The organism is Paenibacillus silagei, assembly GCF_017874735.1.
In the GTDB taxonomy this organism is placed as follows: domain Bacteria; phylum Bacillota; class Bacilli; order Paenibacillales; family Paenibacillaceae; genus Paenibacillus_AQ; species Paenibacillus_AQ silagei.
On sequence record NZ_JAGGLV010000008.1, the window covers coordinates 1 to 24,399 of the forward strand.

Annotated in this window: 27 protein-coding genes; 22 read left to right on the forward strand and 5 right to left on the reverse strand. The window is 52.1% G+C overall.

Annotated features, from left to right (window positions below; all coding sequences use genetic code 11):
• Positions 1-624: 624 nt before the first annotated feature.
• Positions 625-1,212, reverse strand: coding sequence for a GNAT family N-acetyltransferase (locus J2Z70_RS13390; protein ID WP_209873607.1), 588 nt, complete (start codon positions 1,210-1,212; stop codon positions 625-627).
• Positions 1,213-1,895: 683 nt separating this feature from the next.
• Between J2Z70_RS13390 and J2Z70_RS13395 the strand changes: the two genes are divergently transcribed.
• From J2Z70_RS13395 to J2Z70_RS13410, 4 genes are all read left to right on the forward strand, one after another.
• Positions 1,896-2,165: a hypothetical protein gene (locus J2Z70_RS13395; RefSeq protein WP_209873609.1), complete on the forward strand. Its 270-nt coding sequence runs from the start codon at positions 1,896-1,898 to the stop codon at positions 2,163-2,165.
• A 15-nt stretch (positions 2,166-2,180) separates the two neighbouring features.
• Positions 2,181-2,540, forward strand: coding sequence for a DUF4359 domain-containing protein (locus tag J2Z70_RS13400; RefSeq protein ID WP_209873612.1), 360 nt, complete (start codon positions 2,181-2,183; stop codon positions 2,538-2,540).
• Positions 2,541-2,631: 91 nt separating this feature from the next.
• Positions 2,632-2,853, forward strand: coding sequence for a hypothetical protein (locus tag J2Z70_RS13405; RefSeq protein ID WP_036695469.1), 222 nt, complete (start codon positions 2,632-2,634; stop codon positions 2,851-2,853).
• Positions 2,854-2,967: 114 nt separating this feature from the next.
• Positions 2,968-3,186, forward strand: a complete 219-nt coding sequence (locus J2Z70_RS13410; protein WP_036726416.1) for a hypothetical protein — start codon at positions 2,968-2,970, stop codon at positions 3,184-3,186.
• Between the two features lie 79 nt (positions 3,187-3,265).
• On the opposite strand, the gene J2Z70_RS13415 is transcribed toward J2Z70_RS13410, so the two are convergent.
• Together J2Z70_RS13415 and lexA are read right to left on the reverse strand one after the other, a co-directional pair.
• The gene (locus J2Z70_RS13415; protein ID WP_209873615.1) at positions 3,266-3,604 is read right to left on the reverse strand and encodes a L,D-transpeptidase; all 339 of its coding nucleotides are present in this window, start codon (positions 3,602-3,604) and stop codon (positions 3,266-3,268) included.
• 188 nt (positions 3,605-3,792) lie between these two features.
• On the reverse strand, positions 3,793-4,419 hold the full coding sequence (lexA, locus tag J2Z70_RS13420; RefSeq protein WP_036695466.1) for a transcriptional repressor LexA: 627 nt from the start codon (positions 4,417-4,419) through the stop codon (positions 3,793-3,795).
• A 197-nt stretch (positions 4,420-4,616) separates the two neighbouring features.
• On the opposite strand from lexA, the gene J2Z70_RS13425 reads away from it, so the two are divergent.
• The 18 genes from J2Z70_RS13425 (at position 4,617) to J2Z70_RS33875 (ending at position 22,691) form a co-directional block, all read left to right on the forward strand.
• Positions 4,617-5,033, forward strand: a complete 417-nt coding sequence (locus J2Z70_RS13425) for a LysM peptidoglycan-binding domain-containing protein (protein ID WP_209873618.1) — start codon at positions 4,617-4,619, stop codon at positions 5,031-5,033.
• A gap of 109 nt (positions 5,034-5,142) precedes the next feature.
• A complete protein-coding gene (locus J2Z70_RS13430) occupies positions 5,143-5,352 on the forward strand; it encodes a DUF896 domain-containing protein (protein WP_036726418.1) in 210 nt (69 codons plus the stop codon).
• A gap of 47 nt (positions 5,353-5,399) precedes the next feature.
• Positions 5,400-5,927, forward strand: a complete 528-nt coding sequence (locus J2Z70_RS13435) for a hypothetical protein (protein ID WP_036726420.1) — start codon at positions 5,400-5,402, stop codon at positions 5,925-5,927.
• A 35-nt stretch (positions 5,928-5,962) separates the two neighbouring features.
• On the forward strand, positions 5,963-6,748 hold the full coding sequence (locus J2Z70_RS13440) for an HAD family hydrolase (RefSeq protein WP_209873622.1): 786 nt from the start codon (positions 5,963-5,965) through the stop codon (positions 6,746-6,748).
• 163 nt (positions 6,749-6,911) lie between these two features.
• Positions 6,912-7,388 (forward strand): FixH family protein, encoded by a 477-nt coding sequence (locus tag J2Z70_RS13445; RefSeq protein WP_209873625.1) that lies wholly within the window; start codon positions 6,912-6,914, stop codon positions 7,386-7,388.
• A gap of 169 nt (positions 7,389-7,557) precedes the next feature.
• Positions 7,558-10,935: a methionine synthase gene (gene metH, locus J2Z70_RS13450; protein ID WP_245368230.1), complete on the forward strand. Its 3,378-nt coding sequence runs from the start codon at positions 7,558-7,560 to the stop codon at positions 10,933-10,935.
• Between the two features lie 184 nt (positions 10,936-11,119).
• Positions 11,120-12,070: a ribonuclease Z gene (gene rnz, locus J2Z70_RS13455; protein ID WP_209873631.1), complete on the forward strand. Its 951-nt coding sequence runs from the start codon at positions 11,120-11,122 to the stop codon at positions 12,068-12,070.
• Between the two features lie 293 nt (positions 12,071-12,363).
• Positions 12,364-13,152, forward strand: a complete 789-nt coding sequence (locus J2Z70_RS13460) for a TIGR01457 family HAD-type hydrolase (protein WP_209873634.1) — start codon at positions 12,364-12,366, stop codon at positions 13,150-13,152.
• Between the two features lie 45 nt (positions 13,153-13,197).
• Entirely contained in the window at positions 13,198-14,013 is an 816-nt protein-coding gene (locus J2Z70_RS13465) for an Fpg/Nei family DNA glycosylase (RefSeq protein WP_209873636.1), read from the forward strand.
• A complete protein-coding gene (locus J2Z70_RS13470) occupies positions 14,003-14,854 on the forward strand; it encodes a deoxyribonuclease IV (protein WP_036726429.1) in 852 nt (283 codons plus the stop codon). The genes J2Z70_RS13465 and J2Z70_RS13470 overlap by 11 nt, the downstream gene beginning before the upstream one ends.
• Before the next feature lie 2 nt (positions 14,855-14,856).
• The gene (locus J2Z70_RS13475) at positions 14,857-15,180 is read left to right on the forward strand and encodes a thioredoxin family protein (protein ID WP_209873639.1); all 324 of its coding nucleotides are present in this window, start codon (positions 14,857-14,859) and stop codon (positions 15,178-15,180) included.
• Entirely contained in the window at positions 15,180-15,962 is a 783-nt protein-coding gene (locus J2Z70_RS13480) for an ABC transporter ATP-binding protein (protein WP_209873642.1), read from the forward strand. Before J2Z70_RS13475 ends, J2Z70_RS13480 begins: the two co-directional genes overlap by 1 nt.
• Positions 15,959-16,996 carry an SAM-dependent methyltransferase gene (locus J2Z70_RS13485; protein ID WP_209873646.1) on the forward strand — a complete coding sequence of 346 codons (1,038 nt, stop codon included), beginning with the start codon at positions 15,959-15,961 and terminating at the stop codon, positions 16,994-16,996. Before J2Z70_RS13480 ends, J2Z70_RS13485 begins: the two co-directional genes overlap by 4 nt.
• A 128-nt stretch (positions 16,997-17,124) precedes the next feature.
• Complete coding sequence (locus J2Z70_RS13490; protein ID WP_209873649.1) at positions 17,125-18,651, forward strand: serine/threonine protein kinase; 1,527 nt, start codon at positions 17,125-17,127, stop codon at positions 18,649-18,651.
• Between the two features lie 145 nt (positions 18,652-18,796).
• A complete protein-coding gene (locus J2Z70_RS13495; RefSeq protein WP_209873652.1) occupies positions 18,797-20,356 on the forward strand; it encodes an ABC-F family ATP-binding cassette domain-containing protein in 1,560 nt (519 codons plus the stop codon).
• Between the two features lie 78 nt (positions 20,357-20,434).
• Positions 20,435-21,502: a ThiF family adenylyltransferase gene (locus tag J2Z70_RS13500; RefSeq protein WP_209873655.1), complete on the forward strand. Its 1,068-nt coding sequence runs from the start codon at positions 20,435-20,437 to the stop codon at positions 21,500-21,502.
• A 15-nt stretch (positions 21,503-21,517) separates the two neighbouring features.
• Positions 21,518-21,820, forward strand: coding sequence for a Dabb family protein (locus J2Z70_RS13505; protein WP_036726439.1), 303 nt, complete (start codon positions 21,518-21,520; stop codon positions 21,818-21,820).
• A 112-nt stretch (positions 21,821-21,932) separates the two neighbouring features.
• On the forward strand, positions 21,933-22,691 hold the full coding sequence (locus J2Z70_RS33875; RefSeq protein WP_209873657.1) for a winged helix-turn-helix domain-containing protein: 759 nt from the start codon (positions 21,933-21,935) through the stop codon (positions 22,689-22,691).
• A gap of 74 nt (positions 22,692-22,765) precedes the next feature.
• Here J2Z70_RS33875 and J2Z70_RS13515 read toward each other — a convergent pair whose 3' ends face one another.
• A complete protein-coding gene (locus tag J2Z70_RS13515) occupies positions 22,766-23,320 on the reverse strand; it encodes a C40 family peptidase (RefSeq protein ID WP_209873661.1) in 555 nt (184 codons plus the stop codon).
• A 281-nt stretch (positions 23,321-23,601) separates the two neighbouring features.
• Entirely contained in the window at positions 23,602-24,243 is a 642-nt protein-coding gene (locus J2Z70_RS13520; RefSeq protein ID WP_036726443.1) for a thiamine diphosphokinase, read from the reverse strand.
• Positions 24,244-24,399 lie beyond the last annotated feature (156 nt).

Genomic DNA, 24,399 nt, shown 5'->3' on the forward strand with positions numbered 1-24,399 from the left:
GCCTTTGATTTAATTCTTTTATTGTAACGAGAAAAAGAGACATTCTTTGTGTCGAATGTCTCTTTCAGTTCTTTATGGACTTTTTCAGTGGCCTCGCAATACGCGCCGGGGTTTTTTTATATATTTTTTAAGAGGGTATGATATACATCTGCGCGTGGATCTAGTGCTCTTACGTACGTATGTGGGGGCCAAGATGTATGCGGAAAACAGAATACAATGGGTCGCCGGGGAGGTGACAAGGCCCAGTGTATACGGAAAACCGAATACATTGGACAGTGGCGAGGACATGAGGGCCAAATGTATGCGAAAAACCGAATACAATGGGTGTCACGGAGACGACCAGGCCCAATGTATGCAAAAAACCGAATACAATTGGCGGCAGCGAGGAGATTATTTTATATTGTGCTGAAGACATACCAAAAGAACAGGCTTCCTAAAGCTAGCACAGCAGTCATACCAAGCAGCACTCCAATAATGACTTTTTCAGATCTGTTGTATTTCTTCAATTTGATCACCTCAACAAACTCTAATATAAAAAACCAACAGCTCTCTTTTACCGAGAAATAAATCCCCGACTGCTGTTGGTGTATGGAACTGAACGTCTCTGATTAGGTTAATGTATGATTATATATTTTGGTGATCCTTATGATGAAGATCCCTATATTCATTCTTTGTTAAACCAAACAACATAGAATCATGATATTTACCATTGATATAGAAGATTTGACGTCGGACTCCTTCTTGAACGCATCCTACTTTTCTAAGCATAGCAGCCGATGCCTTATTTCCGTCCAGAACATAATCATTAAATTTATTAAGTCTACGCTCGAAAAATGCATATTTTAAGAGCATGTGCACTGCCCTGGTACCGTAACCCTTACCTCGATAGGGATGATCAATTACAATACCTATGCTGAAAGTACCATTCCTCTCGTCAATGCTGTTTAAATTAATACCACCTACCGTTTCACCATTCATATCTTCAATAGTAAACATGATTCGGCCATTAGTGGATGAAAATTCAACGTTCTCTTCAACGAATTTCTTCGCCTCCGAGATTGTAGGCGGCAATTCAATAGTGCATTCCAGAAAACGACGGGCAGGGGTATCGAATGCATTTAAATATATACTTTCCCAATCCTCAGCCTCTATTGAACGCAATCTAATTTCATCATCTTGCCAATAATAGTTTGTATAATCTATATTTCGCATAAGTACACCTCCAAATAATATCACTATTCTATAAGTTTATCTCATGAAATATATATTTTGGAGGTGCTTTTTGATTATAAGTAATCTTAACATGTTGACATTACTTAGATGGTGAAGTTCTAAGAATATTGTTCAAAGTCAAACGGGGGGCGGAAGATCTGCTACATTAGTATATAAGTTATTCCGAAGTATGTTTATAAAAAAGGCGCCTACTCCCACCAAGCGTAGTATGTGCCTAGCTGTTTTGTAAGTTGGTTGATCGTAGGGAGGATCTCTGGCGAATATTCGGTGATCAGAACACCTTGGATGAGCGGCATAGCCTTAAGCGAAAATCCATTCACGTTCCCTCCCAGGTTTAATAGATTATTCTTCAACAGGAACCGAGGACTGGAAGGCATACCATAGCAGTCCATAAGCTATTCCGAAGTAAAGGAGTACACCCAGTATCGATATAGACAGTAGAATGATGATAACTTTATTTCCATTCATACATTTACCTCCTACATAAAAAAAACTCTCCCGATTTTTAGTATGGGGGAGAGGAGTGAAGATGAAGACTGAGCAAAACCCTTACAACATAATATAAAGGAATTATAACTTCAGATCAATCCATTTTACATACTATTCCATCTCCTATATACTTAACCAGAAGAGAATTCTAGTGGCAGACATGGGAGTGGATCATGAAGAATACATATAAGATTATGCTTTCGCTGATGCTCATCCTGGCGTTGATAGGTCCGGTGGCTGGGGCGGAAGGAGCGGCTGTGCCAGCGGAGACCCAAGCGAGGCTTATGGAGCAATATGGGCTGGATGCGCCGGCTCTGCCGTTGTGGGATTGGAGCAGCATTGATGTCGGGGGCAGTGGAATTACAGGTGGGATGCTGTTCGTGTACCGGATGATATTTAATCCGCTGGGGGTCATGTTGCTAGAGATACTATATATTCTGTAGTAGAGGGGGAAAAGAATGAATTCGCGTTATGATACGCCAAGCCCTGCACGCAGAGTCCGCAGGAGATCGGGCGGTAAGTCGTTTCTGGTCCTTATCCTTGTTCTGATTGTGATGGCGGTTACGAATCCGGGAAAGGAAGCATTCAGTGAATATTCTGTAAAGAATCTGGAGAATATGCTCGGTAAGGAAATAGGCGACGGAATTACCAAGCAGGTGGCCCAGCCTGTAATTGAGTCTTTGACCGTGAGGGATAACTACATTTTGTTCTCTGTATTCAGTGTACCGGACCTTAAGAATACCAATTTTTTTACCCGGGATGGCGGGGCCACGAAGAAGTATATCGGATTGTTCAAAATCCTGTTTATTAAGCTGTAAATATGGTTTACATATTGTTCCATGACCCGGTATAATTGAATAGATTCGAGACGGAATCTTTAATATGGTTGTGGAACAAGGAGGAACGAAGTTGAATACGGCTTATAAAGTACTGTCCAGTGATGCTGATCTATTCGCTGCCGCACTGGCACAGGTACAGGTCTACGTCGTTCAGCTGGTTGATGGCAAACCGCATGTGATTGCTGATTATGCCGGACCTGTACAGAAATGGACACCGGAGTACATTGTGCTGGCCGGAATGACTTATAGACGCGATGAATTTGAATTCCGGGTACGATTGAACAAAAAGTAAGCAGATTCGCTGCCCACTACCTGCAACTCTAACTAACATTACTGCCGAATCACACAATCTTTGGAGCCATTCTTGGCATCTCTTATACTATCCAAGTGTAAAAGAGGTGTAAAGATGAGCCAAAGAGAACGTAACCGGATTCGCAGAGCCATTAATGTCCTGCTGACACAGCGGGCTATCCTGCTCGAGAGACTGGAAGAAATCAATGAGAATCTGCGCAGAGTGCCTAGAGGTTCGCGGGCCAGAAGAGAACTGCTGGCAGCCAGAGAATCGATCCGCGAGGCCATCCGTTTGAATACGGTGGCTATCCGTCTGTTGAGAAGTGTGCTGTAGTCTGTATCCGCTCTAATTCATATGAATCACAAGAACCCTTGGGGCGCAATCTGGCGTCTCAAGGGTTTTTGCGACGTTCCTATTCCCGGATAGTGACACGGGTACCTATGGAAACGAGGGCGGCTAGAGCCAGAACATCTGCGTTATACATACGAATACAGCCGTGTGAGACCATGTGGCCGATGGAGGATGGGTCATTGGTTCCGTGGATGCCGTAATGCGGCTTGGACAGTCCCATCCAGAAGGCACCGAACGGGCCGCCTGGATTGGGCTGTTTGTTAATGATGGTGTATTCGCCTACAGGCGAGACGGTTAACATTTTGCCGATGCCGACAGGGAAGCCTCTGGTGACAACGTCATTATCCAGCAAATACAGCATGCGCTGTGACAGATCGACGATAATTCGGTAATTGGGCATACAGATCAGCACTCCTTTGTAACAGGATATGTGCGGAGCTGAGCAGCGGTTCACAGAAAAAGTGGCCAAAAAGCCGAATGAGAACAAATGTTTTCATTCGGCTTTTTGGCCACTACACGAAGTAAAATGAACATAAAACAGGCTGCTTCGCATGGTGCGGAGCAGCCTGTTCTTAAGCGGGGAGTAGATTAGTGGATATCGCGGAATAATCCGATGACCCGGCCCAAAATCGTAACGCGGTTGAGGCGGAGAGGCTCGTACGCCGGATTCTCCGGCTGCAGCCTGATATGATCCCGTTCCTTGTAGAAGGTCTTGACAGTTGCTTCATCTTCTTCGGTCATCGCTACAACAATATCGCCGTTGTCGGCAGTCTGCTGCTGGCGCACGATGACATAATCCCCGTTCATAATTCCGGCATCCACCATACTGTCACCAAGAACAGATAGCATAAATACCTTGTTATCACCTACATAATGAGCAGGCAATGGGAAGTAATCCTCAATATTCTCTGTAGCTGTAATAGGAACACCAGCTGTAACCTTACCCACAACCGGGATGCGGGTAACGGTCTGGACAAATTGATGCACATTCTCTGAATCTTCCTGGCCGAGTAATTCAATGGCACGCGGTTTCGTTGGGTCACGCCGGATCAGGCCCTTCTTCTCAAGCCGGTCCAAGTGACCATGCACGGTAGAGCTGGAGGCCAGGCCGACAGCCTCGCCAATCTCGCGGACGGACGGAGGATAACCCTTGCTGCGGACTTCATTACGTATAAATTCCAGGATCGCCAGCTGACGACTAGAAATCTTTGACATCGGTATCAACCCCATATACTATGTTTGGGAAAATTATAACATAGAACTTCCGTTCGTACAAACATAAGTTCTAAAATGAGGAAAATAAGAGAATGAAAATAAAGAGAACAAATGTTCCGAAAAAACTATTGATCGAAACACATGTTCGTGTTATATTATTTTCGAAAGCAAGAACATGTGTTTGGAGGATGATGATCATGTTAAAGTATAGTACATACAACAGCATCTACAATAATGAGGATATCAAGGTGTCCGCTCCCGGTAATCCAACTGCTTATAGTTATGTAACCAAGATCAAGGACGGGATTCTTCATAGTCTCGCTGCGCTCTCATCACTATTCCGTCAGGTCAGCCTGATGAAGCTGGTCCTGGTGCTGATGCTTGTTATTTCGGGATTCACTGTGGTGGGGAATGTTTTTGCCGGTTCGGTCTCTTCACTGAAGCCGGATAAACGGATCGTAGTCGAACGCGGAGATACCTTATGGAGTATTGCGTTAAGCAACAAGCCTGAGGACATGAAGACTGCCGTATATATAGAAGGAATAATGAAGACGAATCATTTGGAGAACAGCGTCATTAAGGCCGGAGATATTCTGACTTTACCTTTATACTGAAGGAATATGTCAGACTAATGATCGACTGTGAGAGCTTTCAGGGGGTAGACCTTGACAAGCTCTTTTTCTCATGGCAAAGTTAAAATGAATTTAGAGGGAGGGAAACGTATTGAATATTGACGAATTGGTCGCACGCATCAATGAATTGGCACGCAAAGCTAAGAACGGCGGCCTGAATGACGAGGAACTGGCTGAACGTGCCAAGCTCCGCGAGATGTACCTGGGGAATATCCGCACTAACTTTCGGGCCCAGCTTGATACCATCGAAATTGTGGACAATCCGGAGCATGAAGAAGGCAATAACGGACTTAAGCATTAGCCTGTTGCCTTTTCATAGATAATACAGGATGACTAGGGGGAACTTACATGGCCCGTTCTTGGGAAAGAATGGTTCAACGCAACACGAAGCAAATTAACCAGCAAAGAAAGAAGCAGGGGAAGGACTCCATTTACACTTCCAGCACTAAGACTGCCGCGAAAAGCATCGATATTTTCAAAGGCCGCAATATCGTATTCCCCGTTGTACTGATGCTGCTCGGTATCATGTTCTGGGTGGTCGGCTCAATTGACGAAGCGAAAGGAAGCGGGATTCTGGCTAACTGGCTGGGTGTAGTGCTGTACTTCCTGCTCGCTGCGCTGCTGTTCTTCCGCCGTCCGTTCCTTAAGGTAGAGCGTGCGCGTATCTCTACTATTAAATACAACCGCGAACGCTTCCTGGCTGCGGCGGATATTGAGAAGATCACTTTATCGCGTAGTGTAGTTACCATTAAGTATAAGGGTAAGCGCAAGCAGTGGATTTTCTCCAAGCTGATTAACCGTTATGACACTGCTGCGATGGGGGAACGCCTGGAGCAGTTCGCCAAGAACAACAACATTGAGGTCGTGCACGAATAGGAAGACAGACCAGCATATAGGGAGTGGGAGAACAAATGCCGATTACCGCCGTACTATTTGACCTTGACGATACTCTGCTGTGGGATGACCGCAGTGTGGAAGAAGCTTTCCGCCATGCTTGTGAGGCTGCTGGAGATTCCGTTGATCCCGGGGAGCTGGAAGCTGCTGTACGCAGGGAAGCCCGTACACTGTACGAATCCTATGAGACGTATCCGTTCACGAAGCTGATCGGTATTAATCCGTATGAAGCGCTGTGGGCGAACTTCACTGCCGGTGAGCAGCCTGAGTTCCGTCAACTGGAACAGCTTGCCCCTGTCTACCGTAAGGAATCCTGGCGCCGTGGCCTGGCCTCACTCGGGGTAGAGGATGAAGCGCTGGCTGCACAGCTGGCTGACAAGTTCGCCGCAGAGCGCCGCAGCCGTCCTTATATCTATGAGGAGACGCTTCAGGTGCTGGACGAGCTGCGCGGTAAGGTGAAGCTACTGCTGCTGACGAACGGCTGCCCGGCCCTTCAGCAGGAGAAGCTGGATGGTGTGCCGGAGCTTACCCCGTATTTTGACCACGTTGTAATTTCGGGAAGCTTCGGCAAAGGCAAGCCGGACAAGGGAATCTTCGAGCATGCGCTCGGACTGCTGGATATTACTCCAGAGCAAGGTATAATGGTGGGCGATAAGCTCACGACAGATATTCTTGGGGGCTTGTCTGCCGGACTGACCACGGTCTGGATCAACCGCAATAGCAAAGCCTCGGACCCGGAGATTACGCCGGATTACCAGATCAGCCATCTTTCAGAGCTTCTGCCGCTGGTAGACTCCTTATAATTGAATTCTATGAGGCCAGTATCCTATTTTAGGATATTGGCTTTTTTTATAAAGATATGACTATTCTCATGTTCACGAGTGAATCATGCAGCTTCTTTAAGGCAAATTGAATAAAATGTGTATAATAAGAAGAGTAGCGATCTGACTTTCATTGTAATATAGAATGGATATGTTCGTGGATGAAGAAGAATCTACCTATGAACCGGGAGGACTTCAGATGATGAAGCCAAGGATACGCAGGGGACTTATATGCATTGTAATGGGGATGACGCTAGCCGGATGCTCGGGGAATAAGGAAAATGAGATGCAGATGCATGCTGCGGCCAATTCCTCCATGTCACCGATTAAGGTGGAGCTGAGCTGGACCCCGGAGGAAGTAACCGGAGGGACGGCAGTTAGCTTCAAGGCTGTGGTGACACAGGACGGTGAACCAGTGGATGATGCGAGAGAAGTAATGTTTGAGGTCAACGAGGCAGCGGATAAGACCAAGAAGGTTGAAATCAAGGGTGAAAGTGCCGGAGAAGGGGCTTATGTCGGGGAACATACCTTTGCAGAGGCAGGCGAATTCAGTGTCACTTCACATGTGACTGCCCGGACGCAGCATTCCATGCCAAGCAAGAAACTTGTGGTAGCGCCGTAATAGAAATGAAATCAATGGAAATACAAATAATGCAGGGTGGAAAGGAAGGCTTTCCGAAATCCCTTTATTCTGCTAAAATTACTCTAATGTTTCACTGGGGGGATGGAAAGTGGCCAAATACACACTTGCTGAGAGCTTGCAGCAGCGCATATTGATACTGGATGGAGCTATGGGTACCATGATTCAACAGGTGCCGCTCACCGGCGAGGATTTCGGCGGGGATGACCTGGATGGCTGTAATGAAATGCTGGTGCTGACCCGGCCAGAGGTTATACAGGACATTCATGAGAAATACCTGGAGGCCGGTGCGGATCTGATTGAGACGAACACCTTCGGTGCCACTTCAGTGGTGCTTGCCGAATATGATATACAGGATCGTGCCCGGGAGATTAACCTTGCGGCCGCCAGACTTGCACGTAATGCCGCAGATAAATATGATACACCGCAGCGCCCGCGTTATGTTGTAGGAGCTATGGGACCGACCACCAAGACGCTCTCTGTCACCGGGGGAGTCACCTTCAAGGAGCTTATAGACAGCTATGAAGAACAGGCGGTTGCCCTGATCGACGGCAAGGTGGACGCGCTGCTCCTGGAGACATCCCAGGATACCCTGAACGTGAAGGCTGGAAGCATTGGCATCCGTAACGCCTTCGAGAAGAGCGGAATTACGCTTCCGGTGATGATTTCAGGAACGATTGAACCTATGGGAACTACACTTGCCGGTCAGAATATAGAAGCCTTCTATATTTCGCTGGAGCATCTGAAGCCGGTGTCCATCGGACTGAACTGTGCTACCGGACCGGAGTTCATGCGGGATCATATCCGTTCACTGTCCGCGATCTCTTCAGCGGCCGTCAGCTGTTACCCGAACGCAGGTCTGCCGGATGAGAACGGGAATTATCATGAATCTCCGGATTCCCTGGCCCGTAAGCTTGGCGGCTTCGCGGAGAAGGGCTGGCTGAACATTGCCGGCGGCTGCTGCGGAACGACTCCTGATCATATCCGGGCGATGGCTGAAGTGATGGCGGCTTACCCGCCGCGTAAGCTTGACGGCCAGCATCCTCCGGCCTTATCGGGGATAGAGCCGGTGTACGTTGAGAGTGAGAACCGTCCGTATATGGTCGGTGAACGGACCAATGTCCTCGGTTCCCGGAAGTTCAAGCGTCTAATCGTCGAGGGGAAATATGAGGAAGCTTCGGAGATAGCCCGTGCCCAGGTGAAGAGCGGCGCACAGGTTATTGATGTCTGCGTGCAGGACCCGGACCGGGATGAGACGGAAGACATCATGCGGTTCCTGGAGCTGGTGGTGAAGAAGGTCAAGGTGCCGTTAATGATCGATACGACGGACCCGAAGGTCATTGATCTGGCCTTGCAGTATTGTCAGGGTAAAGCGATCATTAACTCCATTAACCTTGAAGATGGTGAAGAGAAATTCGAGCATGTTACGCCTTTGATTCATAAATACGGGGCAGCGATTGTTGTAGGCACCATCGACGAGACCGGCCAGGCTATCCTGGCTTCGGACAAGCTGGAGGTGGCCAGACGTTCCTACGATCTGCTGGTCAACAAATACGGTCTGGCTCCCGAGGATCTGATCTTCGATACCCTGGTATTCCCTGTAGGAACCGGAGATGAGCAGTATATCGGCTCCGCCAAAGAGACGATTGACGGCATCCGTCTGATCAAGGAGGCCATGCCTGCTGTTCACACGATTCTCGGTATCAGTAATGTCTCCTTCGGTCTGCCGGAAGCCGGCCGCGAGGTGCTCAATTCGGTATTCCTGTACGAGTGCACCAAGGCCGGTCTGGATTATGCCATTGTGAACACCGAGAAGGTGGAGCGGTACGCATCGATCCCTGAAGAGGAGCGCAAGCTTGCAGAAGAGCTGATCTATAATACGAATGACGATACCTTGTCTGCGTTCGTGGCGGCTTTTCGCGGCAAAAAGGTGGAGAAGAAGGAGAAGATCTCCAATCTCTCCCTGGATGAGCGCTTAGCTTCCTATGTGGTAGAAGGCACTAAGGAGGGGCTGATTCCGGATCTGGATGAAGCGCTGAAGACCTCACCTCCGCTGGAGATCATTAATGGACCGCTGATGGCGGGGATGTCTGAAGTAGGACGGCTGTTTAATAACAATGAATTAATCGTGGCAGAGGTACTCCAGAGTGCGGAGGTCATGAAGGCCTCTGTAAGCCATCTGGAGCAGTTCATGCAGAAGGATGAGACCTCGGTTAAGGGGAGAATCATGCTTGCGACCGTCAAGGGTGATGTGCATGATATCGGTAAAAACCTGGTCGAGATTATTCTCTCCAACAACGGTTATGAGATCGTCAATCTGGGGATCAAGGTTCCGCCAGAGAATATTATTGAAGCCTTCCGCAAGGAAAAGGCTGACGCCATCGGCTTGTCGGGACTGCTGGTGAAGTCGGCGCAGCAGATGGTACTGACTGCGCAGGATCTGCGGTCCGCCGGTATTGATGTACCGATTATGGTGGGCGGCGCAGCGCTGACCCGCAAATTCACCAAGACACGAATCCGTCCGGAGTATGACGGGCTCGTCTTATATGCCAAGGATGCCATGGACGGTCTGGATATCGCCAACCGGCTGATGAACCCGCTGGAGCGGGTGAAGATTGAGGAGGAGGTCCGCGAGGAGGCTGAGGCTGCCGTAGCTGTCGCTCCGCAAGCGCCGCTTCCCGAGCTTACGCGCGCAGTCCGCTCCAAAATCTCGGCTGATGCCCCGGTGTTCACCCCGCCTGATCTGGAGCGTCATGTCCTGCGCAATTATCCGCTGGGACATGTGATTCCTTATGTGAATATGCAGATGCTGCTCGGCCATCATCTCGGCTTGCGCGGCTCTGTAGAGGCGCAATTGGCAGCGCGGGACCCGCGTACGGTAGAATTGAAAGAGACCGTTGACGATATTCTGCATCAGGCGATGCTCGAAGGCACGATCGTGCCGCATGCGATGTACCAGTTCTTCCCGGCCCAGTCACGCGGGAATGACATTCTGATCTATGATCCGCAGGATCAGGCTAAGGTGCTGCATACCTTCACCTTCCCGCGCCAGAATGTGGAGCCGTATCTCTGCCTTGCTGATTTCCTGAAGCCAGTGGAGAGCGGAGTCATGGACTATGTTGGCTTCCTGGTGGTTACTGCGGGACATGGTGTCCGTGAATTATCGACTGAACTTAAGGATAAAGGAGATTATCTCCGTTCCCATGCTCTGCAGGCAGTCGCTCTTGAAGTCGCAGAGGGTCTGGCTGAACGTGTCCATCATATGATGCGCGATACCTGGGGATTCCCGGACCCGGCAGATATGACTATGAAGCAAAGACATGGCGCGCGTTACCAGGGCATCCGTGTATCCTTCGGCTACCCGGCCTGCCCGGATCTGGAGGATCAGGGGCCGTTATTCAAGCTCATGAAGCCTGAGGATATCGGCGTGCAGCTTACCGAGGGCTTCATGATGGAGCCGGAGGCTTCGGTCTCGGCGATGGTCTTTGCCCACCCTGAAGCGCAGTACTTCAATGTGGAGAAGCTCTGAGCCTTCCGCATGCTTACCGGTCAGAAGGGGCTACGCCCCGACTTTTCGGAACCTCCCGTTACCGGGAGGTTTTTTGCTGCAAAAGATGCTTTTGCAGCAAAAACAGAGTAGAATTCTTGTCATAAGAACGGGCAAGATCACAAAAAATAATAAAGACATCTGGGCGAGAGAGAGGAGGGGCATAATGGAAATCTATTTTCTCGGAACGAATGCCGGGGTGCCGACGCTGCAGCGCAATGTGACGTCGGTTGCACTCCGGCTGCTTGAAGAACGGCGAACCTTCTGGATGTTCGACTGCGGGGAAGGGACACAGCATCAGGTTCTGCGCTCGCCGCTGCGGCTGGGCAAGCTGGAGAAGCTATTTATCACCCATCTGCACGGTGATCATCTGTTTGGCCTGCCCGGACTCATCTCCAGCAGGGGCTACCAGGGCGGGACTTCACCGCTTACGGTGTACGGACCTCCCGGGCTCAAGGCATATCTGGACATATCGCTGTCTGTCAGCCAGTCCCGCATTCCTTATAAGCTGGAGATTGTGGAACACAGCGGCGGGCTGATTTTTGAGGATGAGACCTTCAAGGTGGAAGCAGGACTGCTGGAGCACCGGATTGACAGCTATGGCTACCGGGTTACGGAGAAGGACAGTCCGGGTAACCTGAATACGGAGCTGCTGAAGAGCTATGGACTGAAGCCGGGACCGCTGTATGGCCGGTTAAAAAAAGGCGAGGATATCACTACTGATGAAGGCGTGCTGATCCGGGCGGCCGAGGTGATTCATGCACCCAAGCGCGGACGTATCGTAGTTATTCTGGGAGATACCCGGCCTTGTGCGGGCTCACTGCCGCTGGCGCAGGATGCCGATCTGATTATTCATGAGGCGACATTTGCCCATAGCCTGGCAGAAATGGCTCATCAATATCATCACAGCACTGCACAGCAGGCTGCGGAGCTGGCAAGGGATGCAGGCGGGGCTGAGCTGATCTTGACCCACTTCAGCTCGCGTTACACTTCGCAGGAGGAGCTCGCTCCGCTGCTGAAGGAAGCGCAGGAGATCTTCCCGAATACGCTGCTGGCAGAGGAATTCTGCACCTTCCCGGTCTACCGGAGAACCCCGGGAAATGACGCTGCGGACTGAATTATTTTCCGGGAAAGCGCAGGAAATGACAGGGCTATGCCAAAAATAGCCGGGCGCTGCTGGCGTTCGCTAGCGTTCGACGAAGAATGTTAAATTTAAAGTAAAAGGTAAGGATTAAGGGTACGAAGCAGTAGAGAAAATGCCGAAACAAAGCGGCTAAAAATAGCAGGCAGGCGGGCAATAAACCCATTCGCAGCGCGCTTCCCGGAGAAGCCGCCGCTGCTCTGAAATATAATTCATAGGGTTAATAATAAATGAGATGAACCACCAAGTTCGAATCGATAGGAGGAGTTATGAACAATATCGGAGGCTTGTTAATTGATCTGGATGGCACCTTGTATCATGGCGGCAGAATGATTCCCGGGGCCCAGCGGCTGATATCAGCGCTTCGTGCGGCGGAGATTCCGTTCCTGTATGTGACGAATAACTCTTCAAGAACACCGGCGAGTGTAGCTGCACATTTGCGCGGAATGGGCATTGAAGCCAGGCCCGAGGAGGTCTGCACTTCATCGCTGGCTGCCGCCCGTTACATTGCCGGAGAATCTCCGGGAGCATCCGTGGCGATACTTGGAGAAGAGGGGCTGGTGGAAGCCTGCACAGAGGCAGGGCTAACCCTGGTCTCCGAGCATCCGCAGTATGTTGTGCAGGGGATTGACCGTTCTTTTACATATGAAGCACTGGCCCGCGCCTCGCGTTGGATTCGTGAAGGAGCCAGATTCGTCCTGACCAATCCCGATCTGATGCTTCCCTCCGATGACGGAGTGATGCCCGGTGCAGGTACGATAGGTGCAGCTATTGAAGCAGCCAGCGGAGTGGCGCCCGTGGTCATCGGCAAGCCCGAGACGCACCTGGTGACATATGCGACATCTCTGCTCGGTATCAAGCCGGAGGATGCGGTGATGGTGGGTGACAATATGAGAACGGATATCTTGGCGGGTGCCAATGCAGGTTGCCGGACCGTACTGGTGCTTACGGGACTTACCACCCGGGATAATCTGGAGCATTACCAGCAGCTGACCGGAGTCAAGCCTGATGAAATTTGTGCTGATTTAGCTGAACTTATGGTACTGCTCGGTGTATAATGACAAAGGTGACCATTTGACCATCCAAGAAGGGAAGATGACAATATGCCGGAATTGCCGGAAATGGAGAATTACAGAAAGCTGCTTAGCCAGCATCTAATAAACGTACCCATTACAGGGGTAACCGTAAATAGAGAAAAGACTATCAATATGGAGACTGAAGAATTCGTGAAGGGACTGGTCGGTGCCCGAATTGTATTCGTGGAACGCCGCGCCAAGCATATCCTCTTCCACCTGCATGACGGCCGCAGACTGCTGCTGCATCTGATGCTGGGCGGACTACTGTTCTATGGTACAGAGGAAGAACGTCCTGACCGTACTACACAGGTTGAGCTTGCGTTCGGTGAGCATATCCTCTACTTCATGGGGCTGCGTTTGGGCTATCTCCATCTGCTGTCTGTCAAGGAGGGTGAAGCGGCAATGGGGAAGCTTGGACCCGAGCTGCTGGACCGCCGGATGACGGCCGAACGCTTCGCCGGACTGCTCAAGGGACGGCGCGGCGCGTTGAAGAGTCTGCTGGTTAACCAGCATGTTATGGCCGGAATCGGCAACTGCTATGCTGACGAGATTGCTTATGAAGCCCGTCTGCTACCATCTACGCTTGTTCAGAATCTGTCAACGGAAGCGGTGACCCGGCTGTACGACAGCGTGCGTAAGGTGTTAACGGATGCCACTGAAATCGGCGGGTATATGGAAATGCCGTTCATGACCGGCGACACCGTGACCGGTTCTTATAATGATGCCTGTAAAGTGTATGACCGCGAAGGCGAGCCTTGCCTGCGCGGCGGGGGAACCATAGTGAAGACAGAGCTGTCCGGACGCAAGGTATTCTATTGCCCGGATTGCCAGCATGACGCATAGCCCCTTCATAGGGGCGCATGTCAGCATACGCGGCGGGTACGGGCAGGCTGCCCGGTCCGCCAGGGAGAGCGGGGCTACATGTTTTCAGTATTTTCCGAAGAATCCGCGCAGTCTGAAGCTGAAGCCGGTAGACTACCGCGATGCAAGCAGCTGCGCAGAATACTGCCGGGAGCAGGGGATGGCTTCCATTGCCCACACCCCGTATCCGACGAATCTGGCTGCTGGCCCGGGCGACAGAGAGGTGATGATTGCCTCCCTGCGCAATGATCTGGAGATTGCCGAGGCGTGCGGATCGGTGGGCATTGTGGTGCATTTCGGTCATTTTGCCGGGATGGAGCCGTTACAGGGTTATCAAAAAATTATACAATGTATGAACGAGGTGCTGGCAGACTGGACCGGACGAACCAAGCTGCTGCTTGAGAATATGGCAGGGAATCATGGGTATGAAGGCATGACGCCCGAAGAGCTGGTTAAGGTCCGTGAGCTGTGCCGCTACCCGGAGAAGATCGGCTTTTGCTTCGATACCTGCCATGCTTTCGCTGCAGGCATCTGGAATCCGGAGCAGACGGACGAGCTTATCGTACGCGGTGAGAAGCTGGGGTACTGGGCGAATCTGGCGGCTGTGCATTTGAATGACTCCCGGTTCCCCTACGGCTCAAGGCGGGACAGACATGCTGGAATCGGTAGCGGATACATCGGGGGTGCGGCGCTTAGCCAGCTTGTGAAGATGGAGTTCCTGGCTGATAAAGTGATCGTTATGGAAACAGAAAAGGGACCGGATGGCACGCACAGAGCGGAGATTGCTGCTGTGAGGACCTGGTTTGAGGCGGGGGAGGATTGAAGATGAAGGAAATGAATCAGCCGGAGCTGCTGGAGCTGCTGGCCACGAAGGGCGAGCCGCTTGTCCTGTTCCTGCATACCCCGCTATGCGGAACCTGTAAGGCAGCCCGGCGGATGATTGAGGTGGCGGAGCATCTGCTTCCGCCTGATCTTGTGATTGCTGAGGGGAATGTGAATATGCTCCCTGATCTGGTGAACACCTATCAAATCTCAAGTGTGCCCGCACTGCTGGCCGTATCTGCTGACCGCAGCGCTGAACCGGACATCATTTATTCCATACACTCTGTTGAACGGGTGCTGGCATACATAAGGAGAGTGACATTATAATGATATCATTACAACATCTGTCCCTGCGCAGGGAGGAGAGCCTGATTCTTGACGATGTATCCCTTACCATGAAGCAGGGGGAGAACTGGGTCATTCTCGGACGTAACGGCTCCGGCAAAACCACCCTGCTGGAAATGATGACCGGCTACCTGTTCCCCAGCAAGGGCTCTGTTGAAGTGCTGGGGTACAAGTACGGTCAATGTGATCTGCGCGAGGTGCGCAAGCGAATCGGTTATATCGGCCCGTCCCTGATGGAAAAGCTCTCGCTGACCGACCCGGTCTGGGAGGTTGTAGCTACTGGTGCCTATGCGTATTTACGCTTCTACCAGGAGATTCCGCAAAGTGTGAAGGACCGGTCGCTTAAGCTGCTGAAGGAGATGAACCTCGGCGAACTGGCTTATCATCCGTTCGGCTTGTTATCCCAGGGGGAGCGTAAGAAGGCTATGCTGGCCCGCTGCCTGATCGCAGAGCCTAAGCTGCTTATTATGGACGAGCCTTGCGCCGGTCTTGATTTATATGAACGGGAGAAAATGCTTGCCGAGATCGACAAGCTGCGGCAGCATAACGTTGGAGTGGTGTATGTCACCCATCATGTGGAGGAGATTGTTCCGCTCTTCACTCACGTGGCGCTGATCCGTGACGGGAAGCTGGCAGGAGCCGGTCCCAAGGAAGAGGTGCTGACGCAGGAGATGCTGATGGCTACCTATGATCTTCCGGTCAAGGTTGAATGGGATAACGGACGTCCCTGGATAAAAATAAGTTCTGGAGGCCAAGCGATTTGAACGATGATACGGAAGACAAGATCATTTCAAGATATATCTGCACGGCGAATCATGGCTTCGCCCCCTATGCACAGGAGGAGCTTAGACGCCTGTTCGGAGCGGTGAAAAGCACCTTGCTGCTGCCGGGAGAAATCTTCCTGGCCACGCTTGAGGCGGAGCCGGAGGAGGTAGTGCAGCGGCTGGCACAGAACCTGCCGGTCTTCTTGCGCCACATCCAGCCTGTTGATTTCCAGGACACCGGTGATCTGCCGGCACTGGAACGGCTGGCGGTATACTTAAGCCGGCGTGCGGAGCTGCAAGGCGAGAAGGTGTCGCTGCATGTCCGTAAAGGCTCCTCCTCCTTCTGGGAGCAGAGTCCGGGCGAGCTGCGCGAATGGCTGCAGGGCAAGCTTGATAGCCTGGACGCCGAGTTCACCGTACAGGAGCCCGCTTGGGTGATCTCCGTCTATGCGGACGGTGACGCGCTGTATGCCGGGGTATCCCGGCCGGAGGCGAACCTGTCCAGCTGGAATGGCGGCATGATCCGCTTCCGCAAGGAGGACGGACAGATCTCACGGGCCAAATTCAAGCTGATGGAAGCGGAGAAGGAATTCGCCATTCCGTTCTACAGCTTCAAGAATGCGGTCGATATCGGCGCTTCTCCGGGCGGCTGGACCTCGTTCCTGTTGGAGCGCGGTCTCAAGGTTACCGCTGTTGATCCGGCGCTGATGCACGAATCCTTACGTAAGAATCCGGCACTCAAGATTCTGCGCAAAAATGCCGGAGAGGTCAAATTCCGTGAGAACGAATTCGATCTGCTGGTCTGCGATATGAGCTGGAGCCCCAAGCTGATGGCGAAGCTGGTCACTGAGCTGCTGCATAGCCTGACACCGGGCGGCAGCGCGATTGTTACCGTGAAGCTGATGCACAAGAAGCCAATGGCGGTGATCAAGGAGATCATCACCATGTTTGAAGGCCAGCGGATGCAGGTCCAGCGTGCGAAGCAGCTGTTCCATAACCGGGACGAGATTACACTTTATATGATTAAGTATTAATTCATATTTGCAGGATTATGGGAAAGCATCCCGCAGTCTGCACCTCCGGCTTCTTGCCGGTTCCGGTGCGGGCAGTGGGGGGCTTTTTTTGCGTTATACAACATTCTATATGAACAGGCGGGGAAGAGATGGAATTCACAGGAAAGTTAAGTCCCGGACAGATTCTGGGAGGGCGTTATTATGTAACCGGGCTGATAGGAACAGGCGGAATGAGCCGGGTATATCTGGCGGAGGATGTACGGCTGCCGGGTATGCTGCGGGCCATTAAAGAGAGCGTCATCCGGGAGGGGAGTTATGGTGCGGGCGCCATTCAGGCGGAAGCGGAGCTGTTAATCTCGCTACGTCATCCGCTGCTCCCGCAGATTGCGGATTTCTTTCCGCCGGACGCTGACGGCTACACCTACCTGGTGATGGATTATATCGAGGGCATCACCCTGCATCAGTATATGGCAGAGCATCCCGCTGTAATGACGGGAGAGCGAATCCTCAGCTATGCCCGGCAGCTGCTGGAGGTACTGCATTATTTGCACAGCCATGAGCCGCCAATTATCTACCGGGATCTCAAGCCTTCGAATATCATGCTGACTGGAGAGCATGAGCTGAAGGTCATTGACTTCGGGATTGCGCGCAGGTTGAGGAGCGGCTCCGGTGAGGACACCGAGAAGCTTGGGACTGCCGGATTCGCGGCCCCGGAGCAATATGGCGGCGGGCAAAGCAGCCCGGTATCGGACCTGTACGGGCTTGGTGCGCTGCTGCTGTATATGGCTTCCCGCGGGGAGTTCAGCGCCTGGCAGCCCGGGATGGAGCGGAAGCTGCAGGGTCAGCTCCCGGGCCGGATGATTCCGGTCATACGGCGGCTGCTGCGGCATCACCCGGAGGAACGGTATGGCAGTGCTGAGGAGGTAAGGGCGGCTCTCCAGCAGCTGGAGATTGGCGGTGCGGGGGAAGCCAGACATGAGCGTGAGCGAACGAACATGCTCAAGGCTGCGGAGGACAAGCAAGCGCAGCAGTCTACTGCGGTGGTGGCCGTATTAGGGGTGTCCCCCGGAATTGGGACCACACATACCTCGCTTGCTGTCAGCCGCTGCCTGTCGCCCGCAGGACGGACGGCATGGGTAGATTGTAATCCCGGTTCGCAGGTATTTAACCGCATGAAGGAAATGGCGGGAGGTCCTGAAACTAGCGGTGTTCAGGGGACACAGGAGAAGCCGTTCACCTGGATGGGGGTAGACTACTGGAAGCTTCCCCCTTCGGAGGGACTCCCGCACCTGCCGGATCAAGCCTATGCTTATATCGTCCTGGATCTTGGAACCGGCGGCGGTGAGGGGGCGCTGGAGGTGTTCACCGGCAGCAGCTTCCCCTTGTTGATCGCCTCGGGTGCGGATTGGCGGCTGGAGGATACCCTGCACTGGCTGCGCCGCAGAGGTCTGATTCCCCGGCCGGAATGGCGGATATGTCTGCCGCTGGCCGGAGAGCATACGGTGGCGCTGCTGGCTTCCCTGCTTGAGCCTGCCAGCGTATACAGCCTGCCGCTTCAGCAGGACCCTTTTCAGAGTAAAGGAAAGCTGGTTCAGGCCATTAGGGGGCTGATTGGTCCGCTTAAGGGTGCACGTTCTCCTGCAAAGAATATTAGATTGTTTCAGAAAAAGAGCTGAACGCTCAGAGCTTTTTGACAGTTTTTCAGAAATCGGGCTTTATTTCTATTTCAGTGCAGGGTGCAGGTGTGCTAGAATGGAGCGATATCTATAATTATTGAACCTCTTGGTATTTACAATATAGAATGGAGCTTGCAGAGAATTTATGAGTTTACTTAGTGTAGAAGACGTTTCCCATAATTTCGGGGACCGGGTGTTGTTCAAGGATGTGTCCTTCCGTCTGCTGGATGGAGAGCATGTGGGAATCGTGGGTGCGAACGGCGTGGGCAAATCGACGCTGATGAATATTTTGACCGGCAAATTATTGAAGGACAACGGCAAGGTGGAATGGACGCCGCGGGTCCGTTACGGATATCTGGATCAGCATACCCTGCTTACCGCCGGTAAAACCGTGCGCGATGTGCTTAAAGATGCCTTCCTGCCGCTGCTGGAGCTGGAGCATGAGATGCTGGCGATTACCGATAAAATGGGGGAGGCGACGCCCGAGGAGCTGGACCTGCTGCTTGAGCAGATGGGCGACATTCAGGAGCAGCTCGATATCGGCGATTTTTACCTCATCGATGTGAAGGTTGAAGAGATGGCGAACGGACTGGGGCTGACGGCGATCGGTCTGGACCGGGATGTCACTTCCCTGAGCGGGGGACAGCGGACCAAGGTTCTGCTGGCGAAGCTGCTGCTGGAGAAACCGAATGTACTGCTGCTCGATGAGCCTACCAACTATCTCGATGTGGAGCATATTGACTGGCTGACGAACTATCTGAAGCAATATCCGTATGCGTTCATGCTGATCTCCCATGATACCGAATTCATGAATAAGGTGGTCGATGTGATCTATCATCTGGAGTTCTCGAAGCTGACCCGCTATACGGCCAATTACGAGAAGTTCCTGGAGATGGCGGGGATGAACAAGGCCCAGCATATTGATGCGTACGAGAAGCAGCAGGATTTCATCAAAAAGCAGGAGGACTTCATTCAGCGCAACAAAGCGCGTGCCTCCACCTCAGGCCGGGCCAAGAGCCGCGAGAAGCAGCTTGGACGGATGGAGCGGATTGACAAGCCGGAAGAGGCGATGAAGCCTACGTTCCAGTTCAAGGAGAGCCGGGCCAGCGGAAAGACGGTGTTCGAGGGCGTTGATTTTGAGATCGGGTATGACCGTCCGCTGCTGCCAAGTAAGCTGAATATGATGATTGAACGCGGTGACAAGATTGCGATTGTCGGCTACAACGGGGTCGGCAAATCGACGCTGCTCAAAACGATCCTGGGTGTCATCCCTACGTACAGCGGAAAAACCTACCTTGGTGATTATCTGAGTTCTGCCTATTTCCAGCAGGAGCTGAAGGCGGAGAATATCACGCCGATTGAAGACGTATGGAATGAATTCTCCGGTCTGACCCAGAATGAAGTGCGTGGCCATCTGGCCCGCTGCGGTCTCAAAAATGAGCATATCACCCGTCCGATGAACATGCTGAGCGGCGGCGAGCAGGCTAAGGTCCGCCTGTGCAAGCTGATGATGCGTGAGAGCAACTGGATTCTGTTCGATGAGCCCACGAATCACCTTGATATTGTGGCCAAGGCTGAGCTTAAGCGGGCGCTTATGGAATACAAGGGAACGATTCTGCTGGTGTCTCATGAACCGGAATTTTACGAGGATTGGGTGACGAAGGTCTGGAACGTGGAGCAGTGGTCCGCGCAGACCGTACACTAATGGAGTCCGGGAAAAGTGGAGGTCTGCGCTTTTCCCGGTTTTCACCAAAAACCTACCTACATAGGGGGCTGTTCAGAGATGGGTTCTGATCAAAACACGCCGGTTCCGGCTTCTTCGGCCGGCAGGGATGGCAGATATTCAAGACAGGTCCGCTTCGCGCCGTTCGGCGCAGCGGGACAGCAGGGGCTGGCACGTTCCTGTGTGCTGGTCGTTGGCATGGGGGCGCTCGGGACAGGCATCGCCGAGACATTGGCCCGCTGCGGGGTAGGGCGGCTTATCCTTGTTGACCGTGACTATGTGGAATGGAGCAACCTGCAACGCCAGCAGTTGTATACGGAAGAAGATGCCCGTGTGCGGACGCCCAAGGCGGCTGCAGCCCGTACCCGGCTGATGGCGGTCAATTCGGAGATTGTGATTGATGCCCATGTGCTCGATGTGCGTGCAGAGGAGCTGGAGAGTCTGCTTCCCGGCGTAGATCTGATTATGGACGGGACCGATAACTTCGATACCCGGCTGATCATTAACGACCTGGCGCAAAAGCACGGCATCCCCTGGATCTACGGAGCCTGTGTTGGAAGTTACGGCATTACGTATACGATTCTGCCGGGTGAAACCCCTTGTCTGAATTGTCTGCTGGGCACAATCCCCCTGGGCGGGGATACCTGCGACACGGCGGGCATTCTTCCGCAAGCGGTGCAGATGGTTACCACGAATGGAACGGCTGAGGCGCTGAAGCTGCTCGGCGGATTCAAGGACAAGTTGCGCGGCAAGCTGCTGACCTTCGATATCTGGCGTAATGAGCAGCAGGAGATTGGGGTTCAGATGGCGAAGAAGTTGGACTGTCCCTCATGCGGCGAATCACGGAGCTACCCGTATCTTTTAGCTTCTAACACAGAGCGCAGCGATGTGCTGTGCGGCAGGGATACCGTGCAGATTCGTCCGGCACACCGCAGAAGTCTAGATCTGGAGGAGACAGCTGCCCGCTTGTCCAGGCTGAATAGCGGCAAGGTGGAGAGCAATCCGTATCTGGTTTCTTTTACAGAAGAGCCGTACCGGATGGTTGTGTTCGCAGACGGGAGAGCCTTAATACATGGAACCAGTGATATCGCTGCCGCCCGCAGCTATTATCACCGGTATTTCGGATAATGGAGGAGAAACGTAATGAACAAGGGAACCATCCGTCATATGGCTGTATTTACACTGAAATCTGCCCCGGATTCGGAGGAGACCAGAGCTTTCCTGCGGGATGGTGCTGAGATTCTTAGCGCTATTCCGGTGGTGGAGAATTTCGAGGTGCTGCGTCAGGTCAGCGCCAAGTGTGAGCACCAGTTCGGCTTCTCGATGGAGTTCGCCGATCAGGCGGCTTATGATGCCTACAATAATCATCCGGCGCATCAGGCTTTTGTGGCAGAGCGCTGGGACACCCAGGTGGCCGCATTCCAGGAGATCGATTTCGTACTATAATTAGTGCCGCAAAGAGACCATTCCCCCGAATGGTCTCTTTGTTTTGCGGGAATTCTAGGTATCATCTGCGGCGGCACAGCCGGTGCAAGACTGGTACAGGGGGACTATCCCGGTGAATGAAAAGATAGCATGGTATATACCCGGTCCGCGCCCGGATAGCCTTGAAGCTGATGCAGACAGAGAGGATAGGGCTGCCGGCCATATCGGGCTTGAGGAGGCCATTCATAGCCTTGGTATAAGAACAGCAATAAGCGAAGACCTGGATAGTCTTCGCTTATTGCTCTCAGGCGGTGAGCCTGTGCTTCTGCTCGCGGAGCTGGAGGAACCCGGAGGCTGGGCGGGCTGGGAAGCTGTCTCGGAGGCGCGGAAGGAGGGGATGGTTCTGCCGGTGATGGTCATATCCGGAGGGGCGCCTGGAGTGAAAGGGGAAGCGGCTGTCTCCGTATTCGATGCCGGAGGCAACGAATACATGGAGAAGCCTGTACATACCGGTGAGTTCAAACACAGAATATTGAATCTGCTTAAGCTGACAGGCCGCCGTAGAGATGCGGCCTCGCTGCTTAAGGTGGACGGATTGCTCCTCGATCGCGGACGCCGGCAGGTCATCCGGGATGGAGCCGAGCTGAAGATGACCCCCAAGGAATTCGACCTGCTGTATTATCTGGCAGAGAATCTGGGTGAAGTCTGTCCCCGTGCTGAAATATTGCAGCAGGTATGGGGGTATCATTTTCAAGCGGATACCAATGTGGTGGATGTGTACATCCGGCATCTGCGACTGAAGGTGGATAAAGGCCGCCGGAATAAACTGATTCATACGGTGCGTGGAACCGGATATGTACTGCGGACACCGGAGAGCGGGGCCACAAGCTGACGGCCGCTGCAAGCAGCTCTCCGGCTAATAGACATGTACTCTCTTGGTACAAGCTATAATAGATCTTCTGGCTGTTACAGTACGCGGCGTGATTTCAGGTAGGTTTTTTTCCAGTTACCCGAATTCAGATCTGAAATGGTCACGCCGGGTGAGCCGTAAGTGTGAAGGATCTTGCCATTGCCGGCATATACAGCCACATGGGTGACGTTCTTGCCGTTGGCCCGGCTTCCGCTGGAGAAGAACACCAGATCGCCGACACGCAGATTGGCTTTGCTGACCGATTTACCCACTTTAGATTGGGCAACGGACGTACGGGGCAGATCTACACCATATTTTTTGAAAATATATTGAGTAAAGGAGGAGCAGTCAAAATAACGTGTAGTTGAAGTGGAGGCACCGAACTGGTAACGCGTACCCAGATACTTTTTACCGAAGCTGACCACTTTGGAGCCAGTGGAAGATGCGGATACAGAATCGGCACTTACAGAATCCGCAGATACAGCATCAGCGGATACAGCTGAAGCGGCAGCAGGGGCTGTTCCTGCTCCGGTTGCGAGTAAGGCGCTGAACCCGATTGTTGTGCACAGACCAATTGTCATTGCTTGCTTGAACCAGTGTTGTTTATTCATGTTGTATACCTCCAAGGTTGTAATGAATTCTAGTAGTTTCGTTCGTCTGATTCGTAGTATAGCAGGTTATGACAGGCCTAAATTATGGAAGAGATGGGCTAAATGCAGGCGGGATATGCAATGTAAGCGTTTTATTAAAATCACATTAAAAGTTACAAAATATTAATATTTGCGTAGTGAGTTCGCCGAAAAAAGCCGGGAAACCCTTGATACACAAAGGGATTCCCGGCTTTACGATTTTGAAACAAAGGTTACAGCGATGTCTCCAAAAATCTATGTATTCAGTCCTTGCTCTGAATAATTAGCAGAAGTCCGCTCTCAATATGAACGGTTCCGCTCTGCTCCAGCAGCACATTGCTCACGGCCAGGGATTGTCCTAACTTGAGGGTGGCGTTCTCCAGAGGATATTGGAAGCCCTGAAGGGTGATGCCTGTTACCTCGGGAGTCAGAGGCAGCAAGGAGACATAGGAATACCCCCGTTCCTCTACAACCGCCTGAGAGCCGGTAAGCGTAATGTAGTTGTTCGCATCCATAATAGAGCAGGCTACCTGCCGTTGCAGTGCTCTTGTCATCATTTGAATGCTGGCCAGCGTATGGTCCATGCGTGTACCCGTTACCCCGATCATCAGAATAGACTGCGGCTGGAGGTTCAGGGCAAGATCCAGGGCCATTTCACTGTCGGTAAGGTCTTTGTTGACCGGATCACAGCTTATAGTCTTCTTGCTTCCCGCCTGAATCCGCTCCAGTGCCTCAGGAGAGACAGAATCGAAATCACCAACGGCAAGCTGGGGGGTGAAGCCATGATCAATCAGGAACAGCGCTCCCCGGTCAGCACCGATAATATAATCCTCTTCATCTAATAAGCGCAGGCATTCCGCGGTCAGTTCACCGCCTGCAACAATTACAATACGCCCGGATGGCAATAGCTCCCCCTCCTTGTTGTTCAATTAAGTTCATCATCCTGAACAGTATATAGCAGTTTCAAAAGTTGTACAATTGCCGCGCTGACGCTAAAATAGGGTTAGTGCGTCTGACCGCACCCATCTATTACGGATGATAAGGAATGCTTGAGCGCAGGA

Excerpts from the sequence above, each read along its gene's own strand:
- J2Z70_RS13390 (WP_209873607.1), bottom strand. The coding sequence starts at position 1,212 with ATGCGAAATATAGATTATACAAACTATTATTGGCAAGATGATGAAATT.
- J2Z70_RS13395 (WP_209873609.1), top strand. The coding sequence starts at position 1,896 with ATGAAGAATACATATAAGATTATGCTTTCGCTGATGCTCATCCTGGCG.
- J2Z70_RS13400 (WP_209873612.1), top strand. The coding sequence starts at position 2,181 with ATGAATTCGCGTTATGATACGCCAAGCCCTGCACGCAGAGTCCGCAGG.
- J2Z70_RS13410 (WP_036726416.1), top strand. The coding sequence starts at position 2,968 with ATGAGCCAAAGAGAACGTAACCGGATTCGCAGAGCCATTAATGTCCTG.
- J2Z70_RS13415 (WP_209873615.1), bottom strand. The coding sequence starts at position 3,604 with ATGCCCAATTACCGAATTATCGTCGATCTGTCACAGCGCATGCTGTAT.
- lexA (WP_036695466.1), bottom strand. The coding sequence starts at position 4,419 with ATGTCAAAGATTTCTAGTCGTCAGCTGGCGATCCTGGAATTTATACGT.
- J2Z70_RS13425 (WP_209873618.1), top strand. The coding sequence starts at position 4,617 with ATGTTAAAGTATAGTACATACAACAGCATCTACAATAATGAGGATATC.
- J2Z70_RS13435 (WP_036726420.1), top strand. The coding sequence starts at position 5,400 with ATGGCCCGTTCTTGGGAAAGAATGGTTCAACGCAACACGAAGCAAATT.
- J2Z70_RS13440 (WP_209873622.1), top strand. The coding sequence starts at position 5,963 with ATGCCGATTACCGCCGTACTATTTGACCTTGACGATACTCTGCTGTGG.
- J2Z70_RS13445 (WP_209873625.1), top strand. The coding sequence starts at position 6,912 with ATGGATATGTTCGTGGATGAAGAAGAATCTACCTATGAACCGGGAGGA.
- metH (WP_245368230.1), top strand. The coding sequence starts at position 7,558 with ATGGGTACCATGATTCAACAGGTGCCGCTCACCGGCGAGGATTTCGGC.
- rnz (WP_209873631.1), top strand. The coding sequence starts at position 11,120 with ATGGAAATCTATTTTCTCGGAACGAATGCCGGGGTGCCGACGCTGCAG.
- J2Z70_RS13460 (WP_209873634.1), top strand. The coding sequence starts at position 12,364 with ATGAACAATATCGGAGGCTTGTTAATTGATCTGGATGGCACCTTGTAT.
- J2Z70_RS13465 (WP_209873636.1), top strand. The coding sequence starts at position 13,198 with ATGCCGGAATTGCCGGAAATGGAGAATTACAGAAAGCTGCTTAGCCAG.
- J2Z70_RS13470 (WP_036726429.1), top strand. The coding sequence starts at position 14,003 with ATGACGCATAGCCCCTTCATAGGGGCGCATGTCAGCATACGCGGCGGG.
- J2Z70_RS13475 (WP_209873639.1), top strand. The coding sequence starts at position 14,857 with ATGAAGGAAATGAATCAGCCGGAGCTGCTGGAGCTGCTGGCCACGAAG.
- J2Z70_RS13480 (WP_209873642.1), top strand. The coding sequence starts at position 15,180 with ATGATATCATTACAACATCTGTCCCTGCGCAGGGAGGAGAGCCTGATT.
- J2Z70_RS13490 (WP_209873649.1), top strand. The coding sequence starts at position 17,125 with ATGGAATTCACAGGAAAGTTAAGTCCCGGACAGATTCTGGGAGGGCGT.
- J2Z70_RS13495 (WP_209873652.1), top strand. The coding sequence starts at position 18,797 with ATGAGTTTACTTAGTGTAGAAGACGTTTCCCATAATTTCGGGGACCGG.
- J2Z70_RS13500 (WP_209873655.1), top strand. The coding sequence starts at position 20,435 with ATGGGTTCTGATCAAAACACGCCGGTTCCGGCTTCTTCGGCCGGCAGG.
- J2Z70_RS13505 (WP_036726439.1), top strand. The coding sequence starts at position 21,518 with ATGAACAAGGGAACCATCCGTCATATGGCTGTATTTACACTGAAATCT.
- J2Z70_RS13515 (WP_209873661.1), bottom strand. The coding sequence starts at position 23,320 with ATGAATAAACAACACTGGTTCAAGCAAGCAATGACAATTGGTCTGTGC.